This window comes from Acidobacteriota bacterium, assembly GCA_009838525.1.
GTDB lineage: Bacteria > Acidobacteriota > Vicinamibacteria > Vicinamibacterales > UBA8438 > VXRJ01.
Genome location: VXRJ01000010.1, coordinates 166,429 through 187,774 on the forward strand (window position 1 = coordinate 166,429; position 21,346 = coordinate 187,774).

A 21,346-nucleotide genomic window follows, 5' to 3' on the forward strand; every position below is an offset into this window, starting at 1 on the left:
TCATGGCGTCCGGGGAGCAAGGCGCCACCGGCACCGATCCCGCGCAGTTGGTCGACCGTGCGTCGCTCGCCGGTGTAGCCGTCGGCGGTGCGACGGCCCAAACGCTTGCCATCTACCTCGACCTCGTGCGCCGCTGGAACGCGCGCATGAACCTCACGGCGCTCGATGGCCCGGATCAGGCGATCGATCGGCTGATCGTCGAGCCGCTGGCGGCCGCGAGGCACATCCCGTTGGGCGCGTCGGTCATCGACATCGGATCCGGGAATGGCTCGCCCGCGATCCCGCTGCGAATCGCGAGACCGGACCTCGTGGCCGTGCGACTCGTCGAATCAAGGATGCGCAGAGGCGTGTTTCTGCGGGAGGTGATCCGGGAGCTGCGGCTGGACCGCGTGGTGGTCGAGAACGATCGCTACGAGGCGTTGCTGGAAGACCCGGCCCTGCATGACGCGCACGACGCCTTGACTCTACGCGGCGTTGCCTGGGATGTGGCCGTGCTGTCCCGGTTGCAGCGTTTCCTTCGTCCAGGCGGTCTGATCTGCCTTTTTGCCAGTGGACGAGCTGACGGGCAAGGCGTGGACGATCTGGGGCTCCAGCCGCCCCTTGTCTGGCACGCGTCAGCCCCGCTTGGTGCGACGCTCGGAAGTCGGCTTATCATGGTGCGCGTCGACCGTTGAGTCGACCTGGCGCACTCGATGTTCCACGTGGAACAGCTCGCGGACGGTAGCTGCGACTCTCTGCGGACCGGAAGGCGCCGGCAGACTTAGGGCGATTGACCCACAAAGGAAAGAGCTGTGCAGGCGCGCGTGCTCGCCGTGGCCAATCAGAAGGGGGGAGTCGGCAAGACCACCACCACCGTCAACCTTGCTGCCGCGCTTGCACTTGCCGACCAAACCGTCCTCGTGGTCGATCTCGACCCCCAGGCGAACTTGACCAGCGGCCTCGGCCAGAAACCGGCCGGCGAGGACGCTTCGGCCCCGCTGACGGTCTTCGACGCCCTTACGAACGACAACGTTCCCGTCCTCGACGATTACCTGTCGCCCACGTCCGTTCCCGGGCTGTCTCTGGTCGCGGCGGACGGCAGCCTGGCCGGCGCGGAGCTGGTCCTCGCCGGCCTCGAGCGCCGCGAACGACGCCTCCGTCCACTGCTCCATGAAGCACGCCGGCGGTTCGACTACGTGCTGATCGACACGCCGCCATCGCTCGGCCTGTTGACCGTCAACGCACTCATCGCGGCCGAGGCCGTGCTGATTCCGATGACCTGCGAGTACTACGCACTCGAAGGCCTTGCCACGCTGATGGCGACCCTGCGCCGGGTGCAGGCGACGTTCAATCCGCGTCTCGGCGTCGCCGGCGTCGTCCTTACCATGGCCGACCTGCGGACCAACCTGGGGCAACAGGTGGCGGCGGACGTGCGGAACGTCTTCGGGGGGGCGGTCTTCGAGACCATCATTCCACGCAACGTCCGGCTCGCGGAGGCCCCGAGTCACGGACTGCCGGTGATTCTGTACGACGTCAGGTCGCGAGGGGCCGAGGCCTACCAGACACTCGCCATGGAATTCCTGACCCGCACCCGCGGCGCTGCTGCCGCCGCAGAAGGGATGACGCAACGTGGCTGAGACACGCAAGGCGCTCGGGCGTGGGCTGCACGCCCTGATCCCGGAGCTGCCGCCGCTCGACCCCACTCGCGAGACGCCTCCGGTGCGCGACGTGGATCTGGACCTGCTGCATCCCAATCAGGATCAGCCGAGGGGTTCGGGGGAAGGACCGGCGCTCGACGAGCTGGCGCAGTCCATACGGGCGCACGGCGTCATTCAACCGATCGTCGTTGCCCGCCGCCGCGACGGGGGCGAGGGCTACGAGATCATTGCGGGCGAACGGCGATGGCGTGCCGCGCAACGTGCGGGCCTCCTGCGCGTCCCCGTCGTGATACGAGACATCGGGGAGACTCGCCGCCTCGAGCTGGCCCTTATAGAGAACATCCAGCGCGAGAACCTGAACCCGATGGAGGAGGCTGCCGCGTATGCCCGTCTCGCGGCCGACTTCGGCATGACGCAACAGCAGATAGCCAGCTCTGTCGGAAAGGACCGCGCGACGATCGCGAACTACGTGCGTCTCCTCGGCCTGCCGGAGGACGTGCGGAACGACGTGGCGGAGCGCCGCCTGACGATGGGGCATGCCCGCGCCCTTGCCGCGCTGACGGATGCGGACGTCCAACGCCGAGTGGCGAGCGAGGTAATCAGGAAGGACCTGTCGGTCCGGGCCACCGAGACGCTGGTCCGGCAAGCCACCGGCACGGACCGCAAGCGCCGTCCGTCGGACACGGCGTCGGGCGATGTCCATGTGCGCGCGGCCGAGGCGAAACTCCGCCGCACGCTCGGCGCCCCGGTCCGGATCGTCCAGCGGGGCCGGACGGGCCGGATTGAAATCACCTTCAAGTCGCCCGACGAACTCCAGCGGCTCTACGAACAACTGACGGGCTCGTGACCTCCGCGCGGCTAGTCGGCATCAGCGGGCGCCGGCTTGCCCGTGTTCGCGGCGGAGTGATATAAAACCCCGTTTGGCCTACGTGGGAGTAGCCCACCTACTCCCCTCCTGGTTGGGGACGGGTTCAGGATGACCGACTACGCGGCGGCAACGCGATACGCGCGCGCTCTGTTCGAGGCGAGCCTCGACGGCGACCTGTCGAGTACCGAGCAGGACTTGGCGACGTTCGCGGAGTTGCTCGAGGAACACGCGATACTGTCGCGCGCCCTGCTGAACCCGGCGATCCCGCCGTCGCGCAAGCGGGCGGTGGTCGAGGCGGTACTGGGAAAGTTGCCGGATTGCGCGACCGTGGTGCGGCGCCTGCTGCTGATGCTGGCCGAGCGCGATCGGCTCGCGCTGCTGCCGGAGGTGCGAGACGTGTTCCACGACCTGCTGCTGGATCACCGCGGGATCGTGCACGCCCGGGTGACGACGGCGGAACCGCTCGATCCGGGGCGCCTGGCGGCGATCACGCGGACTCTCGAGACGGCGACGGGGCGCGAAGTGCAGTTGGAGACTGCTGTCGATGTGGGGCTGGTGGGCGGGATGGTGACGCGGATTGGCGGCACGGTGTTCGACGGCAGCGTCGCGCATCACATCACGCGGCTTCGCCAGCGGTTCATGACCGCCTGACCGCGGCGGGACGGACGCCGGATCGCTCCAGGTGAGCGCGGCGGAGAAACGATCACGATTACCGAACGGACGGCACACGACAGAGACTGATGACGATCAAAGCAGACGAAATCTCACAGATCATCAAGGAACAGCTGGGCGACTACTCGCTCGACGTCGACGTGGCGGAGGTTGGCACCGTCGTCTCGGTTGGCGACGGCATCGCGCGCCTGCACGGGATTGACCGGGCCATGGCGACCGAGATGCTCGAGTTCCCGCACGGCGTCTTCGGTATCGCCCTGAATCTGGAGGAAGACGGTGTCGGCGCCGTGCTTCTCGGCGCCACGACGGAGATCCGCGAGGGCGATACCGTCAAGCGGACCGGTCGCGTCATGTCGGTGCCGGTGGGTGACGCCATGCTGGGCCGCGTCGTGAACGCGCTGGGCCAACCGATCGACGGCAAGGGTCCGATTGCGACGACCCGGCAGTCGCCGATCGAGCGGATTGCGCCCGGCGTCGTCGACCGGCAGCCGGTCAAGGAGCCGCTGCAGACCGGGCTGAAGGCAGTCGACGCGATGATCCCGATTGGCCGCGGCCAGCGCGAGCTGATCATCGGCGACCGGCAGACCGGCAAGACCGCGGTCGCGATCGACACGATCATCAACCAGAAGGGACTCGACGTCGTCTGCATCTACAACGCCATCGGGCAAAAGCAGTCGACCATCGCGCAGGTGGTACGGACCCTGGAAGATGAGGGGGCGATGGACTACACCATCGTCGTCGCCGCCGCCGCTTCCGAGCCGGCGCCCCTCCTCTACATCAGCCCCTACTCCGCCTGCACGCTCGGCGAGTACTTCCGCGACAGCGGCCGCCACGCGGTCTGCATCTACGACGACCTGTCGAAGCACGCGCAGGCCTACCGTGAGATCTCCCTCCTGCTGCGGCGGCCGCCAGGGCGCGAGGCGTTCCCGGGAGACGTGTTCTATCTCCACTCCCGCCTGCTCGAGCGAGCCGCGAAACTGAACAACGAGCTCGGCGGCGGCTCGCTCACCGCGCTGCCGATCATCGAGACGCAGGCGGGCGACCTGTCCGCCTACATTCCGACCAACGTGATCTCGATCACCGACGGGCAGATCTTCCTCGAGTCGGATCTGTTCCACCAGGGAATCCGGCCGGCCATCAACGTCGGCAACTCGGTCTCGCGTGTCGGGGGGTCGGCCCAGATCCGGGCGATGCGGCAGGTAGCCGGCACGCTCCGGCTGGACCTGGCGCAATACCGCGAGCTGCAGGCGTTCGCGCAGTTCGGGAGCGACCTCGACAAGGCAACCCAGCACCAGCTCAACCGCGGCGCGCGCCTCGTCGAGGTGCTGAAGCAACCGCAGTACGCGCCGCTGCCCGTTGAGCGTCAGGTGATGTTCATCTTCGCCGGCACGAAGGGCTTTCTCGACGAGGTCGCGGAGAGCGATGTCGCGACCTACGAGACCGAGCTGTACCGCCTGATGGAGACCCGCCACGCCGATCTGGTGTCGCGCCTGGCGGAAGAAAAGAAACTGAGCGACGAGCTGGCGGCCAGTTTCGAGGAAGTGGTCCGCGAGTTCTCGCAGCAGTTTGTCGCGGCGCGCAAGGACGCGGCGGCCTGACGACCGATGCCCTCCCTCATCGATCTCCGCCGCCGGATCCGGGCCGTCAAGTCGACGGAACAGATCACCAAGGCGATGAAGACGGTGGCGGCGTCGAAGTTGCGTCGCGCGCAGGACCGGATCGTCAACGCTCGGCCGTTCGCGAGCCTGATGCGGCGCGTGCTGGCCGATCTGGCGGAGCGGAACGCCGACGCGCCGGGCCACCCGCTGCTGGCGGCGCCGCGCGCGCCGGAGGCGCCGGTGCTGCTGTTCCTGGTGACCGCCGACAAGGGGCTTTGCGGCAGCTTCAATTCCCACCTGGTCCGCGAGGCGTCGAGCTTCATCGTGAATTCGGACAAGCCGGTGGCGCTTGGACTGGTGGGACGGAAGGGACGCGACTACTTTGGCCGCCGCGGTGTGGAGATCCGGTTCGAGATGGTGAATCTGTTCAGCAGGTTGACCTACGCGCACGCCGAGGAAATGGCGCGGATCGCGACCGAGCAGTACGTCGACGGCGAGGTTTCGCGCGTCGTCGTCCTCTACAACGAGTTCAAGAGCGTCCTGCAGCAGAAGGTGGTGGTCGATCAGTTGCTGCCGATCCCGACCCTTCAGGAGGTGGACGGTGAGACTGTCGAGGGGCTGGCCGACGGGTCCGACCTGACCGAGGCCGGGCACCTCTTCGAGCCGGCCGCCGAGCAGATCTTCGCCGACCTTCTTCCGCACCATGTCGAGACGCAGTGTTTCCGCGTGCTACTGGAGTCGGCGGCGGCAGAGCACGCGGCGCGCATGACCGCGATGGACGCGGCGACGCGGAACGCGGGCGAGATGATCGACGGTCTGACGCTCCATATGAACAAGGTTCGCCAGGCGGCGATCACCCGTGAGTTGATCGAGGTGGTTTCGGGCGCGGAGGCGCTGTAGCGGCCGCGCGCAACGTGGAGCGTCGGGGCCGGACGGCATAGGCGAATTCACCGGGAACGGCACGGATCAGGAGCAGAAGAGACGATGGCGGATGCGGAGAACAAGGTCGGGCGCGTCGTACAGGTGATCGGCCCGGTGGTCGACGTGGAATTCGGGGGCGGCTACCTGCCGCCGATCTACAACGCGTTGCAGATCAGGGCCGATGTCGACGGGACCGACCCGGTCGACGTCATCTGCGAGGTCGAGCAGCACCTCGGGGAGAGCCGCGTCCGCACCGTGGCCATGAAGCCCACCGACGGGATGCAGCGCGGGATGGAAGCGGTGGACACCGGCGCGCCGATCTCGATGCCGGTCGGGCCGAAAACGCTGGGCCGGGTGCTGAACGTGCTGGGCGAGCCGGTCGACTTCCCGGATCAGCCGGTCGAGGCCGACGAGCGCTGGTCGATTCACCGGCCGGCCCCGGAGCTCGAGGATCAGTCGACCGAGCTCAAGATGTTCGAGACCGGCATCAAGGTCATCGATCTCCTCGAGCCCTACCTGCAGGGAGGCAAGATCGGCCTGTTCGGCGGCGCTGGCGTCGGCAAGACGGTCATCATCCAGGAGCTGATCCACAACATCGCCATGAAGCATGGCGGCGTGTCGGTGTTCGGCGGGGTCGGCGAGCGGACGCGCGAAGGGAACGACCTCTGGCTGGAGTTCCAGGAGAGCGGCGTGGTCAGCCTGGAGGAGCCGGAGAAGTCCCGCGCCGCCCTGATCTACGGTCAGATGACCGAGCCGCCCGGCGCGCGCCTGCGCGTCGGCCTGAGCGCGCTCACCGTCGCCGAGTACTTCCGGGACGCCGAAGGGAAGGACGTTCTCCTCTTCATCGACAACATCTTCCGTTTCACGCAGGCGGGATCCGAGGTTTCCGCCCTGCTCGGACGGATGCCGTCGGCGGTCGGCTACCAGCCGACCCTGCTGACCGAGATGGGCGCGCTGCAGGAACGGATCACGTCGACACGCAAGGGATCGATCACCTCCGTGCAGGCGATCTACGTGCCTGCCGACGACTACACCGATCCGGCGCCGGCGACGACGTTCGCGCACCTCGACGCGACGACCAACCTGTCGCGCCGGATCGTTGAGCTGGGTATCTACCCTGCCGTCGATCCGCTGGCGTCGACGTCGCGCATCCTCGACCCGCGCGTCATCGGAGAGGAGCACTACAACGTCGCCCGCGCCGTCAAGCAGGTGCTGCAGCGCTACAAGGACCTGCAGGACATCATTGCCATTCTGGGGATCGACGAGTTGTCGGAGGACGACAAGCTGGCCGTCTCCCGTGCGCGGAAGATCGAGAAGTTCCTGTCCCAGCCCTTCTTCGTGGCCCAGCAGTTCACGGGCAAGGAAGGGAAGTACGTCCCGATTGCCGACACCGTGCGCGGCTTCCAGGAGATCGTCGAAGGCAAGCACGATCATCTGCCGGAGCAGGCGTTCTACATGGTGGGTACCATTGAGGAAGCGGTGGCCAACGCGGAGCAGCAGGGCTCGGCCGCCTAGGCCAGCGCGGAAACTCTACCGATGCCGCTACCGCAGCACCTGACGATAGAGATTGTCACGCCGGACCGGGCGATCGTCCACGAGACGGTGGACGAGGCGCAGATCCCAGGCGCCGAGGGCTACCTCGGGGTGTTGCCCGGGCATACGCCGCTGCTGGTGACGCTGGACGTGGGAGAGGTCTGGTTCCGGCGGGGCGAGGACCTGTCGTACCTGCACGTCGCCTTCGGCTTTGCGGAGATCCTGCCGGATCGGATCCGGATCCTGGCCCGCACGGCGGAGCGCGCGGACGAGATCGACATCGAGCGGGCCGAGGCCGCGGCGGAGCGCGCGCGGAAGCGGCTCGCCGAGGCAACCGAGGTAGATTTCCAGCGGGCGCGGATCGCATTGCTCAAGTCGCTGGCCCGTCTGCAGGTGGCCGAGCGGATGCGCCGTCGCCGTACCCCGGTGCGGTGAAGCTCAGCTACGCCGCGCGCACCGACCCCGGTCTTCGGCGGTCGGGCAACGAGGACGCGGTACGCGTCCGTGCCGACCTCGACTTCTGCGTCGTCGCGGATGGGATGGGAGGCCACGTCGCGGGCGAGGTGGCGGCCGCCCTGGTGGTCAAGGAACTGGAACACTTCGTCGCCGCCACGCTCATCCCCGGCGGCGGCAGGCCCTGGCCGGTCGACGAGGATCCGTCGCTTGGCCCGGAGGGCAACCGCCTGCGCGCCGGGCTGCACCTCGCCAACCGGCAGTTGGCGCAGGCAATCGCCGACGACTCCACCCTCGAGGGGATGGCGACCACGGCCGTCGCGTTCCTGGCCCACGGTGCGCAGGGAGCGGTCGCTCACGTGGGCGACAGCCGCGCCTACCGGCGGCGCGGGGGCCGGATCGAGCGGCTGACGCATGACCATTCCTGGGTGGAGGATCAGGTCCGTGCCGGCCGCCTGACGGCCGACCAGGCGCGGCGCCACCACTGGCGCCACGTCGTCACGCGCGCCTTGATGGGCGAGGAAGAGCTCGACGTAGAGGTGGCGAAGGTCGACCTGGCGGCGGGCGACCGGCTGCTTCTCTGCTCGGACGGCCTGCCGGTGGTACTTTCGGACTCCCGGATCAACGCTCTGCTCGGCGCGGACCGGCAACCGGACGACATCGTGACCGCGTTGATAGAGGCCGCCAACGCGGCGGGCGGTCCGGACAACATCACCGTGGTCGTGGTGGATGTGAATGATCGATAGCCTGCAGCGGCTGGTTCGGCACCGGACGCTGATTCAGACTCTCGTCACGCGTGAACTGAAGGCACGTTACCGCGGCTCGATCCTCGGGTTCTTCTGGTCGTTCGCCAACCCCCTGCTGCTGCTGCTCGTCTACACGTTCGTCTTCTCGGTCGTGCTGGTCGGGTTCCGGCCGGTCGACATCGAGCCGTACGCGCTCTTCCTCTTCTGCGGCCTGCTTCCGTGGACGTGGTTCTCGACCGCGCTGACCGATTCTTCGAACGCGCTGCTGGTCAACGGCAACCTGATCAAGAAGGTGCTCTTTCCGGCGGAGGTACTGCCGGTCGTGTCGGTGGTCGCCAACATGGTGCACTTCCTGCTGGCGCTGCCGATCCTCGTACTCGGGCTGGCCTTCTTTGCGGTCAATCTCCCGAGCCCGATAGAACTCCTCTGGTTCCCGGCCGTTCTGGCGGTGCAGTTTCTCCTGACGCTCGGCCTCGCGTTGATCCTCGCCGCGCTGACCGTGCACTTCCGGGACATCCGCGACCTGCTGGCGAACGTCCTCACCCTCTGGTTCTTCGCGACGCCGATCATCTACCCGATGTCGATGGTCGCGGAGCGCGGTCCGCAGATCGGCAGCCTGCCGCCCCTCGGCAAGGTGCTCATGGACATGAACCCGTTCGCGCACCTGGCGATCTCATACCAGGAGATCCTCTTCTACGACGGGCCGTTCGGGCACTGGAAGTGGCTGCTCGCGCTCGGCGCCGCGTCGCTGGTCCTGTTCGTGGCGGGCTATGCGCTGTTCGACCGCATGCGAGACTCGTTCGCGGAGGAGCTGTGAATAACGCCATCGCGATTCGGGACGTCACGAAGCTCTATCGCCGCTACGCGCATCAGCGCAAGTTCCAGACGCTGAAGAGCGCGCTGTTGAGCGGCAGCCTGGCCAGCGACCTGCGTCCGGAGGAGGTGGTCCGCGCGGTGGATGGGGTTTCCCTCGACGTCCCGCGCGGGGCTACCGTCGGCCTGATCGGACGCAACGGGTCCGGCAAGAGCACGCTGCTCAAGCTGATCGCGGGCATCGCCCGGCCGACCACCGGCGCCATTGCGGTAGACGGTCGGATCTCCGCCCTCATCGAGCTGGGCGCCGGTTTTCACCCGGAGATCTCCGGCCGCGAGAACATCTTCATCAATGGCGTCATGCTCGGAATGTCGAAACGCGAGATCGCGCGGCGGTTCGACGAGATCGTGGAGTTCGCCGAGCTGGGCGACGTGATCGACTCGCCGGTCAAGACCTACTCGTCGGGGATGTACATCCGCCTCGGTTTCGCGGTCGCCATCAACGTGGATCCCGACATCCTGCTGGTGGACGAAGTGCTGGCGGTCGGCGACGAGGCGTTCGGCCTGAAGTGCATCGACAAGTTCGCCGAGTTCAAGCGCCGCGGCAAGACCATTCTGCTGGTCACGCACGGCCTCAGCATGGTCGAGCGGTTCTGTGACGAAGCCGCCTGGCTCGATGCCGGCCGCCTTCGCGACCGGGGTGACTCGCGCCGCATCGTCCACGCCTACCGGACGGACGTCGCGTTCGGCGAGGAGCACGTAATCGCCGCGATGGAGCAGAAAGTGCTGGAGACGGCCGGCGGTCTGCCAGACCCGGAGGAGACCGCCGATGACGGCGGCCCTCAGGACATGTTCAGCGCGGCGGAGGGACGCTGGGGCTCCGGCCCGGTCCGAATCCACCGGGTAACGATGGAGCGGGACGGGCAGGAGGCGCATCTGTTCGACAGCGGCGACCGGATGACCATCCGTCTCGCGTACAGCACCCCCGAACCGGTCGCCGACTTCGTCTTCGGCATCAGTATCTTCAACACGGAAGGGGTCTGCTGCTACGGCACCAATACCGACATCGAGCGGTTCGAGGCCCTCGAGCTGTCGGGAGACGGCGAGGTGATGTTCACGATCGACCATCTCGACCTGGTGGCGGGCACCTACAAGCTGGACGTCGCGGTGCACAGCGTGACCGGCTTCCAGTACGACTACCATCGCCTCCTCTACACGTTCCGCGTGAAGTCCGACGTGGGCGACACCGGGATCTACCGGCCCCGCCATGACTGGGCGTTCACGCCCAACGTCCGGTTCCGGTGAAGATCGTCCACTTCGCCGACCTGCATCTCGATTCCGCGTTCGCGTGGGCGGGCGCGGACGGCCAGGAAGCCCGCAAGCGCCGCCGGGGTTTGCAGCAGGCCCTGGACCGGATCGCCGGGCTGACCCGGGATGTCGCTGCCGACGCGCTCTTCTGCGGCGGCGATCTGTATGAGCACCAGCGGGTAACGCCGGACACGGCGCAGTTCCTCCGGAGTACGTTCGAGGAACTGGCGCCGGTGCCGGTGTACATCGCGCCTGGCAACCATGACTGGTACGGTCCGCAGAGTCTCTACGCCAACGTCGCGTGGAGCGCCAACGTTCACATCTTCCGTGACGCGCGGCTGCAGCCGGTTCCCCTCGGCGACGGCGTGACGCTCTGGGGCGCAGCCCACTGCCAGCCGGCGAACACCGGCAACTTCTTCGAAGGCTTCACGGCCCGCGGGCCGGGTGTCCATGTCGCCCTCTGCCACGCCGCGGAAAGCTCGTGGCTCGACGCGCAGGAGGAAGGCAAGGCGTTGCACGCGCCGTTCGACGAGGCGGACATCGCGCGAGCCGGCGTCGCGCACGCCTTCATGGGCCACTACCATCAGCCGAAGGCGGCCCCCCGCCACACCTATCCGGGCAATCCCGACCCGCTGGCGTTCGGCGAGGAGGGGCGGCGCGGCCCGGTGGTGGCGGCGATCGGGGCGGACGGGTCGGTGGAGCGCGACTGGCATGTGGTGGCGGTCACCGAGACACACGATCTCGCCCTCGATGTCTCCGGCTGCACCTCGCAGCGTGCGGTGCTCGATCGCCTTGCGGAGATTGCCGCGGGCCGTAGCGGCGTCGCCCGGGTCACGGTTGTCGGCGAGGTGAGCCGGGAGGTCGACCTGCACGCCGAGGATCTGCGTTCCACCCTGCTCGATAGGTTCGACGCGGTGCAGGTCCGGACCGGCAGCCTTCGGTCCGGTTACGACATCGAGGCGGTCCGGACCGAGCAGACCGTGCGGGGCCAGTTCGTCCGCGACGTGCTCGAGGCGGAGTTGGCGGCGGACGAACGGCGGCGTGTCCTGACGACCGGTCTCCGCGCTCTCGAAGGGCGGTCCGACCTGGAGGTGCTCTGAGGATGCGGTTCGACTCGGTCCGCGCGCATCCCTTCGGCCCGTTCGAGGACGCCACGCTCGCGCCGGCGCCGCGGATGACCGTTATCTACGGTCCGAACGAAGCGGGTAAGTCGTCCTGGCACGCGGCGCTCTACGCCGGGCTGTGCGGCCTGCGCCGGGGCAAGGGGGCGGTCCGGTCGGAAGATCGGGACTTCGAGGATCGCCACCGGCCCTGGGACGCCGCTGGCGGCGGCTGGACGGTCACCGCGGTCGTCGCCCTCGCGGACGGGCGCCGGATCGAACTGCGGCAGGACCTCGCCAGCCGGAACTGCAGCGCGACGGACGCCGACCTCGCCGGGGCGGACTACGCGAACGAGATCGTGCACGACGGATCACCGGACGGCTCGCGTTTCCTCGGATTGAACCGCAACACGTTTCTCGGCGTCGCGTGCGTGCGGCAGGCGGACGTGCTCGGCGTGCTCGACGATCCCGAAGCGCTTCAGGAGGATCTCCAGCGCGCCGCCGCCACCGCGGGGGCCGATTCGACCGCCGCCCGCGCCCTGGAACTCCTTGAGGAGTGCTTCCGGGAGCGGGTCGGGTCGCCGCGCGCGACAACGAAACCGCTGCCCGTCGCGCGGAGACGCCTCGACGAAGCGCGGGAGGCGCTCGACGCGGCGCGTCGCCAGCACGATGACTACGCCGAGCGGCACGCGCGGCTGGAACGACACGTCCAGGAGGCCGCCTTGTGCGAGCAGCGGGTGTCGGCGCTTCGTGCACTGATCGCGGACGTGGCCGCCGAGGACGCGGAGCGTCGCGCCGAACGGGCGGCCGACCTGCAGTCCCGGTTTCCGGGCGGCGCCCCGCGCCCCACGATGGAGGACGATCGCCTCCTCAACCAGGTGGCGGATGCGCTTGCCGGGTGGCGGGCGCTCCCCGGCGCGACGCCGCCCGCGGGAAAGACGGTGGAGGAACTTGAACGTGAGGCGGCGGAAGTCGCCGGGCGGACCAGGACAGAAGCCGCGTCAACGTCGGCGGCGCGGGAACCGGGGGCTTCAGCGACGGCGTTCCTCGCGCTGGGCGTCGTCGGCATGGTGTTGGGGATCGTGCTGCTCCTCGCGGAGCTGCCGCTTCCCGGCATTGCCACACTCGCCGGCGGGGCGGGGCTTGTGTGGTGGGGTCTGGTGAAGCGGCGAGCGGCACTTGCCGTCCCGGACACCGCCGCGATGAACACGGTGATCGAGGGACGCCTCCGACTGATCCGGAACCAGCAGGAACAGCGCCTGGCGGCCGACCGGCGGTATGCGGCGGCGATGGAACGGCACTCGCGCGCGGCAGAGGCTCTCGGGGCCGCGGCCTTGGCGGCGGGCGTCGCGGCGCCGGACCCGGAGGGGCAGGCAGACGGCCTGGTCGAGTGGCGGCGGCGGCGGCAGGAACGTGTCGCCGAGCAGGATCGCCTGGGCGCGCAGTGGGACGAACTTCAGCAGGTGCTCGCGGGCCGCGAGGTCGGGGACCTGCGGGGGCACGCGGAGCGCTTGCGCGACGAGGCCAACGGGCTGTCGGCGACCGTCGATGCGGACGTGATGGCTGAAGTTCGGCGGGAGTCTCCCGGCGCGGACCAGCTCGGCCGCTTCGAGGAAGATGCTCGCGCCGCGCGCGCCGCCAGCGATGGGTTCCGGGGCGAGATGCGCCAGCGCGAGGCGGACCTTCCGAGCGTCGTCGGTGCCGAGGAGGATCTGGAGGCGGCCGAACGCGATCTGGCGCATCTGCAGCAACTGGGCAAGACGCTGAAGACGACGGTCGACTTCCTGGAGCGGGCCGAGGAACGGGTCCACCGTGACATCGCGCCGGTGCTCAAGAAGACGGTGCTGGAGTGGCTGCCGCGCGTAACTGGCGGGCGGTACGACGACTGCAAGGTCGACCCGGAATCACTCCAGGTGGACGTCCGCGGCGGGGGCAGCCGGTGGCGCGACGCATCGTATCTGTCGCGCGGCACGGCCGAGCAGGTCTACCTGCTGCTCCGCCTCGCGCTAGCCCGGCACCTGACCGCGCCCGGGGAGAGCTGCCCGATGATCCTCGATGATGTCGTCGCCGCGTGCGACGCCGGCCGCAAGGTGGCCGTGCTGGAAACGCTGCGGGCGATCAGCCGGGAGACGCAGGTGGTCCTTTTCACCCACGAGGATGACGTGCTGACTTGGGCGAAGGAGCATCTGGCCGAGCCGGAAGATCGCGTCGTCATGCTGCCGCCGCCCCTGTCGAAGCCGGCGGGGGAACAACCCGTTTAGCCACTGCGGCGGCTACGCGGTACATAATAAAGAATAGCTTCGGATCTCTTGGTATGCAGAGCCCTTCCGAAGACCCATAACAACACTTGACAGCCCAAGGCTTAATAGCGATGCGCGGCTAACGGATCACTGTTATCTCAACGCCCAAGTTCACGTCCTTCCACGATCGGTCAGCCGTGACGACGCGGGCGCCTTCGCGGCTTGCGAAAGCAAGGCAGGCACGGTCGCCGAGGGAAAGACCGCGCGTCCGCGTCTGCGCGCGCATCTGACCGGCCGCGATGGCGAGTTGCTGATCGAACGGCCGGACCTTCATGTTGAACTTGAGGAACGCGATGCGAGCCTCCTCGGGGCTCGACCCCCGATCGATGAACTTCGCCACGACCTCGGAGGCGTTGACCGAAGACATCAGAGCGCCTTCCAGGTCGCGGATGGCCACGTCGGCGCCGTCTTCAGCGAACGCAATCGTCAGCACTGCGGAGGCATCGAAAACGACGCTCATTCCTCGCCCCACAGCGTCCGCCGCTCCGCGAGGAACTCGTCGACCACACTTTCTTCGGGTTGCTTGTAGCGCTGCATGCTTGCCTGCACCTGTTCCACCGCGACGGCTGAGGAGATCACGCGCAGCTCGCCGTTCTCAACCCGCGCGACCACCCCACCGTCCGGTCCGATTCGCATCGCGTCGCGCATGGCGGCGGGAACCACGATGCGTCCATCCGGCGCCACGCGGAGGGACTGGGGCGGAACGTCGCCCAGCCGATTGGCTCCGGGCGGCGTCGGCGCATTGAGTTCGCTTCGGGCGGCGCGGTGAGCCTTCCAGTGGTAGTACTGCGTGTTGGCCGTTCGACCGTTGCCCGCTTCGGCGACGACGCGCTCTCGCACTTCCGCCACGGTTGCCAGGCGACCCCGCTCGCGCGTGACCGCGTCCGCGATTTCCCAGACTCGGGCGGTGCGGGTGCCCGGCTTGGGACGACGGTAGGCGGTCGTTCCGCCTCCCGAGGCACTGCGCGGCTCCCAATGTGTCGGCATTATGTATTGAACATGTCAGTAACCCTATTCTCTGTCAATAGGCTGTGGTGGAGATGGTGCCGGCCTGGAGGCCGGCGCACCGCACTGCACGACTGGCGGCGCCAAGATAGACTCTACGGTTCGGCGCGCGGATGGCGCCGGATCGGAACGTGTCGCTGACGTTGCGCGCCCTGTTTCGGCAGGCGGCGGATGGCGCCGCCCTGGGGCGTGGTGCGTCCACCGGTGGGTCGATCTCCGGGCTGACGCCGCCGGCGCAGGCTTTCGCGGCGACGGTCTTTGCCGGCGGTGGATCGGTCGTGCTGGTCGTGCCGCGTGACCGGGACATCGAATCGATGACCGGCGACGCGCGGTTCTTCCTCGCGGCGCTGGACGGCCTTACGCGCGAGGAGGCGGCGCGGGCCGTGCTGCCGTTTCCCTCGCCCGAGGTCGACCCGTACCGCGGCATCGCCCCGCACCTCGACGTGGCCTCTTCCCGGGCGCGAGCTCTGGTGGCGCTTGCCAGGCGCGACGCGCGGGTCGTCGTGGCCTCGGCGGCCGCTCTCCTGCCGCGCCTCAGCCCGCCGCCACGGCTGACGCAATCGGTAGCGGAATTGCGCGTTGGCGGCGTCTGCGATCCGATCGAGCTGGTGGATCGGCTTGCCGGAGCAGGATTCATGCGCGCCGATCCGGTCGAGGCGCATGGCGAGTACTGCGGCCGGGGTGGCGTCGTGGACGTTTTTCCGGCGGGGGAGGAGTACCCCATCCGCGCGGAGTTCGCCGGCGACAGCGTCGAATCGATCCGTCGGTTCGATCCGTCGACGCAGCGGTCGGTCTCGACGCTCGACCAGGTGTTGGTCCGCCCTCTGATCGATCAGCTGGATCGGGATTTGGACGGAGTGGACACGGTGGACGGCGACGGCGAGATTGCGCCGGCGCCGGACCGGTCGGCGACGTTTGCCGACTACGTGCACGCGGCCGACGCGCGGTTCGTCGTGACCAGCCCGGAGGAATCCATGGATCACGTCCGCGAGAGCGTGGCGCAACTGCGCACCGCGCGGGTCGGAGCGGCGGAGAGAGGAGATCCGGCGCCGCTGCCCGAGACCCTTGCGGTGAACGACGACGAGGCCATCGGCTGGTTCGACGGCGCGGCAACGATCGATCCACTCGACGTCGAGGCCGGCGCACGTCACGTCGCCTGTCAGCCCGCCCTCGGCTTCCGGAACCATCTGCACGAGTGGCTGGACGACGTGCGGCGCGGCCGCGAGCGGGGGGACCGCCTGCTGTTCGTCGCCGAGACGGCGGGCCGGGCCGAGCGGATTATTGAGTTGCTGGCCGAGCATGACTTGGTAGGCGTCCAGGTGGAGGGGGCGGAGACGACCGCGCCGGCGACCGTTCTCGTCGCGACGGGGCAACTGTCGCGCGGGTTCCGGTTGCCCGGCGCCCACCTGCAGATCTACGCGGAGTCGGACCTGTTCGATGACGAGCACCTGGTCCGCCACCAGAAGAAGTCGGCTGCGCGCTCGTTTCTCACCGGTTTCCGCGACCTGAAGGCGGGGGACCCGGTCGTGCACGTCGACCACGGCGTCGGGGCGTTCGTCGGCCTCCGCCACCTCGGCACCGGGCCGGGCCGCGCGGCGCAGGAATTCGTCGAGTTGCGCTACGCCGGCGACGACAAGCTGTTCGTCCCGGTCGAGCAGTTGGACCTGCTGGAGAAGTACACCGGCGCCGCCAACGCATCGCTCGACAAGCTGGGAGGTACGAGCTGGCAGAAGGCGAAGAAGCGGGTCCGCAAGTCGATGCGCGACATGGCGCAGGAACTGCTCAAGCTGTACGCCGCGAGGAAGGCGCTTCCGGGTCATGCGTTCGGCCCGGATACGCACTGGCAGCGGGAGTTCGAGGCGGCGTTCGAGTACGAGTTGACGCCCGATCAGCAGTCAGCCCTCGCCGACATCAAGCGGGACATGGAGGCTCCCGGCACGATGGACCGGCTGCTGTGCGGCGACGTGGGCTACGGAAAGACCGAAGTGGCGCTCCGCGCGGCGTTCAAGGCGCTGATGGACGGCAAGCAGGTCGCCCTGCTCACCGCCACCACGGTGCTGGCGTTCCAGCACGCCGAGACGATCCGCGAGCGGTTCGCGGCGTTCCCCATCCGGGTTGCCATGCTCAGTCGGTTCGTCGGCCGGGCGGAGCAGAAGCAGACGCTGTCGGACCTGGCGGCGGGTAAGGTGGACTTCGTCGTGGGCACGCACCGGCTGTTGTCGAAGGACGTGCGGTTCCGCGACTTCGGCCTGCTTGTCGTCGACGAGGAGCAGCGGTTCGGGGTGGCGCACAAGGAGCGGATCAAGCAGTTGCGGCGCAGGGTCGACGTTCTGACGCTGACGGCGACGCCGATTCCGCGCACGCTGAACATGTCGCTGGCGGGCATCCGGGATCTGTCGGTGATCGAGACGCCGCCAAAGGACCGTCTGGCGATCCAGACGAACGTGATCCGGTTCGACGGCGACCTGATAGCGCGCGCCATCCGGACCGAGCTGGCGCGCGGCGGCCAGATCTACCTGGTGCACAACCGGGTCGAATCGATCGCCGCGGTAGCGAACCGCGTCCGCCGCCTGGTGCCCGAAGCGCGCCTGGCGGTCGCGCATGGCCAGACCGACGAGGCGACGCTCGAGCGGGTGATGATCGACTTCGTCGCGCACCGTTACGACATTCTGATCGCCACGACGATCATCGAGAACGGCATCGACATTCCGAACGTCAACACCATCATCATCAACCGTGCCGAACGGTACGGTCTCGCCCAGCTCTACCAGCTGCGCGGGCGCGTGGGCCGCTCCGACCGCCGGGCCTACGCCTACCTGGTGGTGCCGCCCAAGGATCAGCTCTCGCCGGTGGCGCGGAAGCGGCTCGCCGCCATCCGTGAGTTCAGCGAACTGGGCAGCGGCTTCCGGATCGCGGCGCTCGATCTCGAAATCCGCGGCGCCGGCAACCTGTTGGGGGCCGAGCAGACCGGCCACATCGAGGCGATCGGCTTCGACCTCTACGTGAAGCTTCTGGAGCAGACGGTTCGCGAACTACAGGGCGAAAAAGTGGCCGAGGAACGCCTGGCCCGCGTGCACCTGGGCGTCGACCTCCGGATCGACGAACGGTACATCCCGGAGTCGGATCAGCGTCTGGCCGTCTACCGGAAGGTGGCGGCAGCCACCGGCGAGGCGGCGCTGGCTACCGCGCTCGACGAGGTGGCCGACCGCTACGGGCCGGTTCATCCGACCATCGACCGGCTCGCCGCGTACGGCCGGACGCGTATCGCGGCGGATCGGATCGGCGTGGAGGCGATCGACCGAGACGGATCGCAGTTGATGATCCGATTCCGCGGGGATGCGCCGCTCGACGCGGCGCGAATGGTCGAGTTCGTCAGCTCGCGGCCTGGCATCGCCCTTTCGCCGAGCGGGTTGCTGCGACTCGACCTCGAGGGCGAACTGGTGTCCGCGTCCGAGGCCGGGCAGCCGCCGACACGGGCCGCCACGGCGGCGACGCGGCGTGACCTGGCCTTGCTCGCGCGGGTCAACCACTTGCTTGACGGCCTATCGGCGCTAAACTTGGGGTAGCAGGCAGAAGGAGCCGCGTACGAAATGGCGAGACTCAAGCGACGGACATCGGTTGGCGGGAGCGTTTGCGCGCTGGGAGTGGTGTTCTGGTTGGCCGGCGGGTTGGTGCTCACACCGGCGCTGGCCTCCGCGCAACTGGGAGGCAGCAGTCCGGACACCGCCGTCGGCGAGGTGGTGCAGCGGATCCTGGTGAAGGTGAACGGCGACATCGTCACGCAGACCGAACTGGAAGAGCGTCAGATCGATGCGATCCGCACGCGCGGCTCCCAGCCGGTCACGGACGCCGACCTGGTGCGATTGCTCCGGGACGTGACCCCGGAGGTGATTTCGACCGCGATCGACGAACTGTTGCTGATGCAGCGGGGACGCGAGCTGGGTTATGAGCTGACGGACGAGATGTTCGCCGAGATGGTCGACGGCATCAGGGAAGAGAACGACCTCAACACCGAGGAAGAGTTCACCACGGCGCTGGCCGCCGAAGGGATGACCCTCCCCGACCTGCGGCAACTGTTCGAGCGGCAGATGCTCATCAGCCAGGTGCAGCAGGTGGAAGTGCTGTCGAAGGTGACGCTTACCGAGGTCGAGGCGCGCGAGTACTACGATGAGAACATCGAGCAGTTCACCGAGCCGGGAACCGTGACCATGCGCGAGATCATGGTTCGCGTCTCCGATGGACCGGCCGGCGCCCTGGCCGATGCCGCCGATACGGCAGGCCTCGCACGGGCGCAGGAGGCACGCGACCGCGTGCTCGCGGGAGAGGAGTTCGCAAACGTGGCAATAGCCGTCTCCGACGCCGCGTCGAAGGCGAACGGCGGCCTGATCGGGCCGCTGGACGAGTCGATCATCAGCGAACAGGTCGCTGCTGTGCTGGACGAGTTGCAGGTGGGCGACGTGAGCGAGCCCGTCCGGACGGCGGTCGGTTACCAGGTCCTGCAGCTCGAGGCCCGGACGCGCCCCGAACCCCGGACCTTCGAAGAGGTTCAGGACATGATCGCCAACAACGTCTTCAACGATCGCCGGACCGCCGAGTATGCCCGTTTCCTGGACGAGCTGCGTGAGGAAGCGGACATCGAATGGAAGGACGACACCCTCCGTCAGGCGTTCGAGTCGTTCGATCGGGCCGAGCGGATCGCCGGCGGCGCTCAGTAAGGGACCGGCGCCCGCCGCCTCGCCGGTGGCCTCCGCTCCGCGGGCGCCAGGAGCCACCGCCGGAACGAAGGCCCTGAGCATGACGCGCAAGACCCGGATCGACACAATCACGCTCGATCACCCGTACGCCCTCGCCCCGATGGCGGGGATGACCGACACCGCGTTCCGCCGACTGGTGAAGGCGCGCGGCGGCTGCGGACTGGTCGTGACCGAGATGGTCAGCTCCGAGGGCCTCGTGCGCGGCATCGACCGCACGCTGGAGTACGCCGAGTACACCGAGGAGGAACGCCCGGTCTCGATTCAGATCTTTGGTGGCGATCCCGGCAAGATGGCGGCGGCTGCGCAGGTGGTCGAAGGGATGGGAGCCGACATCGTCGACGTCAACATGGGCTGCCCCGTCCCGAAGATTGCGAAGCACAACGCCGGGTGCAGCCTGATGCGCGAGCCTCCGCATGCGGCGTCGGTCGTGCGCGCGATGACCGATGCGGTGTCGATACCGGTCACCGTCAAGATGCGCGCCGGGTGGGACGAGAAGACGATCAACGCGCCCGAGGTGGCCCGACGGATGGAGAATGCCGGCGCCGCCGCGGTCGCCGTGCACGGACGAACGGCCCGGCAGTCATACACCGGCAGCTCTGACTGGGAGTTGATCGACCGCGTTGCGGCAGGCGTCTCCGTGCCCGTCTTCGGGAGCGGCGACTGCGTGACGCCGGAGCAGGCGGTGGAGTGGACCGGCGCAACGCGCGTCGCCGGCGTCCTGATCGGCCGCGGCGCGCTCCGCAATCCGTGGATCTTCCAGCAGGCGGCGGCGCTTGCCGAGGGAGGCGATCCGCCCGAGGTGGCGCTCGCGGACCGCGGCCGCTTCCTGCTGGACTACATCGACCTGCTTCTGCGGGAGGGGGAGGATGAGGCAGCCGGCTTCCGCCATGTCGCGCCGGGCGAAGGCGCCGCGCGCCGGCGCCCCTCGCGCACCCGCCAGAGCCGCGAACGCTGGGTGATCAACAAGCTGCGGGCGCTCGGCTCCTGGTACACCAAGGGTGAGCACGGCGGCGCGCTGCTCCGGACGGCAATCAATCGGGCCGGATCCATCGACGAACTCCGCGGGATCATCCGCGGGCACTACCTTGAATCGGACGACGCGCCGGTGGGCGCCGCGGTGGCGTTGAGCGCATGACGGCCCGGCGCGTGCGCGAGATCGACTGGACGGCTTGGCGGGCGGTCGACCCCGCAACTCTCGTCTTCGTGATCATTGAGGGACGGATCCTCCTGATCCGGAAGAAGCGAGGGCTCGGTGCGGGCAAGATCAATGGTCCTGGCGGTCGCCGCGAGCCGGGCGAGTCCTTCGTGGACTGCGCCGTCCGGGAAATGCAGGAAGAACTCCGTGTGACGCCGCACCATCCCGAACTGGCCGGGATCCACCGATTCCAGTTCGTCGACGGCTATTCCACCTACGTCCATGTTTTCCGCGCCGACGGAATGGACGGGGAGCCGACGGAGACCGGCGAAGCGACCCCGTACTGGGTTGATGTCGACGCCATTCCCTTCGACGAAATGTGGGAGGACGACCGTCACTGGCTTCCCCTCGTGGCCGCCGGCCGCCGCTTCGCCGGCCGATGGATCTTCGACGGCGACCAGATGCTGGATTACACCCTCGACGTCCTTCCGTGAAGGGCGCGC

General features: G+C 68.4%; 19 protein-coding genes. 17 read left to right on the top strand and 2 right to left on the bottom strand.

Annotated features, from left to right (window positions below):
* Positions 1–2: 2 nt before the first annotated feature.
* The 13 genes from F4Y45_02205 (at position 3) to F4Y45_02265 (ending at position 13,910) form a co-directional block, all read left to right on the top strand.
* Positions 3–674, top strand: coding sequence for a 16S rRNA (guanine(527)-N(7))-methyltransferase RsmG (locus F4Y45_02205; protein ID MXY23319.1), 672 nt, complete (start codon positions 3–5; stop codon positions 672–674).
* A gap of 117 nt (positions 675–791) precedes the next feature.
* Positions 792–1,616 carry a ParA family protein gene (locus F4Y45_02210; GenBank protein MXY23320.1) on the top strand — a complete coding sequence of 275 codons (825 nt, stop codon included), beginning with the start codon at positions 792–794 and terminating at the stop codon, positions 1,614–1,616.
* A complete protein-coding gene (locus F4Y45_02215) occupies positions 1,609–2,484 on the top strand; it encodes a ParB/RepB/Spo0J family partition protein (protein MXY23321.1) in 876 nt (291 codons plus the stop codon). Before F4Y45_02210 ends, F4Y45_02215 begins: the two co-directional genes overlap by 8 nt.
* 129 nt (positions 2,485–2,613) lie before the next feature.
* Positions 2,614–3,156 carry an ATP synthase F1 subunit delta gene (atpH, locus tag F4Y45_02220; GenBank protein MXY23322.1) on the top strand — a complete coding sequence of 181 codons (543 nt, stop codon included), beginning with the start codon at positions 2,614–2,616 and terminating at the stop codon, positions 3,154–3,156.
* A gap of 89 nt (positions 3,157–3,245) precedes the next feature.
* Positions 3,246–4,775: a F0F1 ATP synthase subunit alpha gene (locus F4Y45_02225; protein MXY23323.1), complete on the top strand. Its 1,530-nt coding sequence runs from the start codon at positions 3,246–3,248 to the stop codon at positions 4,773–4,775.
* 6 nt (positions 4,776–4,781) lie between these two features.
* Complete coding sequence (gene atpG / locus F4Y45_02230; GenBank protein MXY23324.1) at positions 4,782–5,675, top strand: ATP synthase F1 subunit gamma; 894 nt, start codon at positions 4,782–4,784, stop codon at positions 5,673–5,675.
* Positions 5,676–5,759: 84 nt separating this feature from the next.
* Positions 5,760–7,211 carry a F0F1 ATP synthase subunit beta gene (gene atpD, locus F4Y45_02235; GenBank protein MXY23325.1) on the top strand — a complete coding sequence of 484 codons (1,452 nt, stop codon included), beginning with the start codon at positions 5,760–5,762 and terminating at the stop codon, positions 7,209–7,211.
* Positions 7,212–7,232: 21 nt separating this feature from the next.
* A complete protein-coding gene (locus tag F4Y45_02240) occupies positions 7,233–7,664 on the top strand; it encodes a F0F1 ATP synthase subunit epsilon (GenBank protein ID MXY23326.1) in 432 nt (143 codons plus the stop codon).
* A complete protein-coding gene (locus F4Y45_02245; protein MXY23327.1) occupies positions 7,595–8,428 on the top strand; it encodes a serine/threonine-protein phosphatase in 834 nt (277 codons plus the stop codon). The genes F4Y45_02240 and F4Y45_02245 overlap by 70 nt, the downstream gene beginning before the upstream one ends.
* Positions 8,418–9,245, top strand: coding sequence for an ABC transporter permease (locus F4Y45_02250; GenBank protein MXY23328.1), 828 nt, complete (start codon positions 8,418–8,420; stop codon positions 9,243–9,245). Before F4Y45_02245 ends, F4Y45_02250 begins: the two co-directional genes overlap by 11 nt.
* Positions 9,143–10,546 (top strand): ABC transporter ATP-binding protein, encoded by a 1,404-nt coding sequence (locus F4Y45_02255; protein ID MXY23329.1) that lies wholly within the window; start codon positions 9,143–9,145, stop codon positions 10,544–10,546. The genes F4Y45_02250 and F4Y45_02255 overlap by 103 nt, the downstream gene beginning before the upstream one ends.
* Positions 10,543–11,649: a metallophosphoesterase gene (locus F4Y45_02260; protein ID MXY23330.1), complete on the top strand. Its 1,107-nt coding sequence runs from the start codon at positions 10,543–10,545 to the stop codon at positions 11,647–11,649. Before F4Y45_02255 ends, F4Y45_02260 begins: the two co-directional genes overlap by 4 nt.
* 2 nt (positions 11,650–11,651) lie before the next feature.
* Positions 11,652–13,910 carry an AAA family ATPase gene (locus F4Y45_02265; GenBank protein MXY23331.1) on the top strand — a complete coding sequence of 753 codons (2,259 nt, stop codon included), beginning with the start codon at positions 11,652–11,654 and terminating at the stop codon, positions 13,908–13,910.
* 118 nt (positions 13,911–14,028) lie between these two features.
* Here F4Y45_02265 and F4Y45_02270 read toward each other — a convergent pair whose 3' ends face one another.
* Together F4Y45_02270 and F4Y45_02275 are read right to left on the bottom strand one after the other, a co-directional pair.
* Positions 14,029–14,409: a type II toxin-antitoxin system VapC family toxin gene (locus tag F4Y45_02270; GenBank protein MXY23332.1), complete on the bottom strand. Its 381-nt coding sequence runs from the start codon at positions 14,407–14,409 to the stop codon at positions 14,029–14,031.
* Positions 14,406–14,936, bottom strand: a complete 531-nt coding sequence (locus tag F4Y45_02275) for a hypothetical protein (GenBank protein ID MXY23333.1) — start codon at positions 14,934–14,936, stop codon at positions 14,406–14,408. Before F4Y45_02275 ends, F4Y45_02270 begins: the two co-directional genes overlap by 4 nt.
* Positions 14,937–15,067: 131 nt before the next feature.
* Here F4Y45_02275 and mfd point away from each other — a divergent pair, with 131 nt between their 5' ends.
* From mfd to F4Y45_02295, 4 genes are read left to right on the top strand one after another with little or no spacing between them, the layout of a single operon-like run.
* The gene (gene mfd / locus F4Y45_02280; GenBank protein MXY23334.1) at positions 15,068–18,520 is read left to right on the top strand and encodes a transcription-repair coupling factor; all 3,453 of its coding nucleotides are present in this window, start codon (positions 15,068–15,070) and stop codon (positions 18,518–18,520) included.
* 24 nt (positions 18,521–18,544) lie between these two features.
* Entirely contained in the window at positions 18,545–19,669 is a 1,125-nt protein-coding gene (locus tag F4Y45_02285; GenBank protein ID MXY23335.1) for a hypothetical protein, read from the top strand.
* Complete coding sequence (gene dusB, locus F4Y45_02290; protein ID MXY23336.1) at positions 19,551–20,843, top strand: tRNA dihydrouridine synthase DusB; 1,293 nt, start codon at positions 19,551–19,553, stop codon at positions 20,841–20,843. Before F4Y45_02285 ends, dusB begins: the two co-directional genes overlap by 119 nt.
* On the top strand, positions 20,840–21,337 hold the full coding sequence (locus F4Y45_02295) for an 8-oxo-dGTP diphosphatase (protein MXY23337.1): 498 nt from the start codon (positions 20,840–20,842) through the stop codon (positions 21,335–21,337). Before dusB ends, F4Y45_02295 begins: the two co-directional genes overlap by 4 nt.
* Positions 21,338–21,346: the final 9 nt, after the last annotated feature.

What these genes read in the sequence shown, in the direction of transcription:
- atpH (MXY23322.1), top strand. Translation starts at nt 2,614, where the DNA reads ATGACCGACTACGCGGCGGCAACGCGATACGCGCGCGCTCTGTTCGAG.
- F4Y45_02275 (MXY23333.1), bottom strand. Translation starts at nt 14,936, where the DNA reads ATGCCGACACATTGGGAGCCGCGCAGTGCCTCGGGAGGCGGAACGACC.
- F4Y45_02270 (MXY23332.1), bottom strand. Translation starts at nt 14,409, where the DNA reads ATGAGCGTCGTTTTCGATGCCTCCGCAGTGCTGACGATTGCGTTCGCT.
- atpD (MXY23325.1), top strand. Translation starts at nt 5,760, where the DNA reads ATGGCGGATGCGGAGAACAAGGTCGGGCGCGTCGTACAGGTGATCGGC.
- F4Y45_02295 (MXY23337.1), top strand. Translation starts at nt 20,840, where the DNA reads ATGACGGCCCGGCGCGTGCGCGAGATCGACTGGACGGCTTGGCGGGCG.
- mfd (MXY23334.1), top strand. Translation starts at nt 15,068, where the DNA reads ATGGCGCCGGATCGGAACGTGTCGCTGACGTTGCGCGCCCTGTTTCGG.
- F4Y45_02205 (MXY23319.1), top strand. Translation starts at nt 3, where the DNA reads ATGGCGTCCGGGGAGCAAGGCGCCACCGGCACCGATCCCGCGCAGTTG.
- F4Y45_02285 (MXY23335.1), top strand. Translation starts at nt 18,545, where the DNA reads ATGGCGAGACTCAAGCGACGGACATCGGTTGGCGGGAGCGTTTGCGCG.
- atpG (MXY23324.1), top strand. Translation starts at nt 4,782, where the DNA reads ATGCCCTCCCTCATCGATCTCCGCCGCCGGATCCGGGCCGTCAAGTCG.
- F4Y45_02225 (MXY23323.1), top strand. Translation starts at nt 3,246, where the DNA reads ATGACGATCAAAGCAGACGAAATCTCACAGATCATCAAGGAACAGCTG.
- dusB (MXY23336.1), top strand. Translation starts at nt 19,551, where the DNA reads ATGCCCGTTTCCTGGACGAGCTGCGTGAGGAAGCGGACATCGAATGGA.
- F4Y45_02240 (MXY23326.1), top strand. Translation starts at nt 7,233, where the DNA reads ATGCCGCTACCGCAGCACCTGACGATAGAGATTGTCACGCCGGACCGG.
- F4Y45_02265 (MXY23331.1), top strand. Translation starts at nt 11,652, where the DNA reads ATGCGGTTCGACTCGGTCCGCGCGCATCCCTTCGGCCCGTTCGAGGAC.
- F4Y45_02250 (MXY23328.1), top strand. Translation starts at nt 8,418, where the DNA reads ATGATCGATAGCCTGCAGCGGCTGGTTCGGCACCGGACGCTGATTCAG.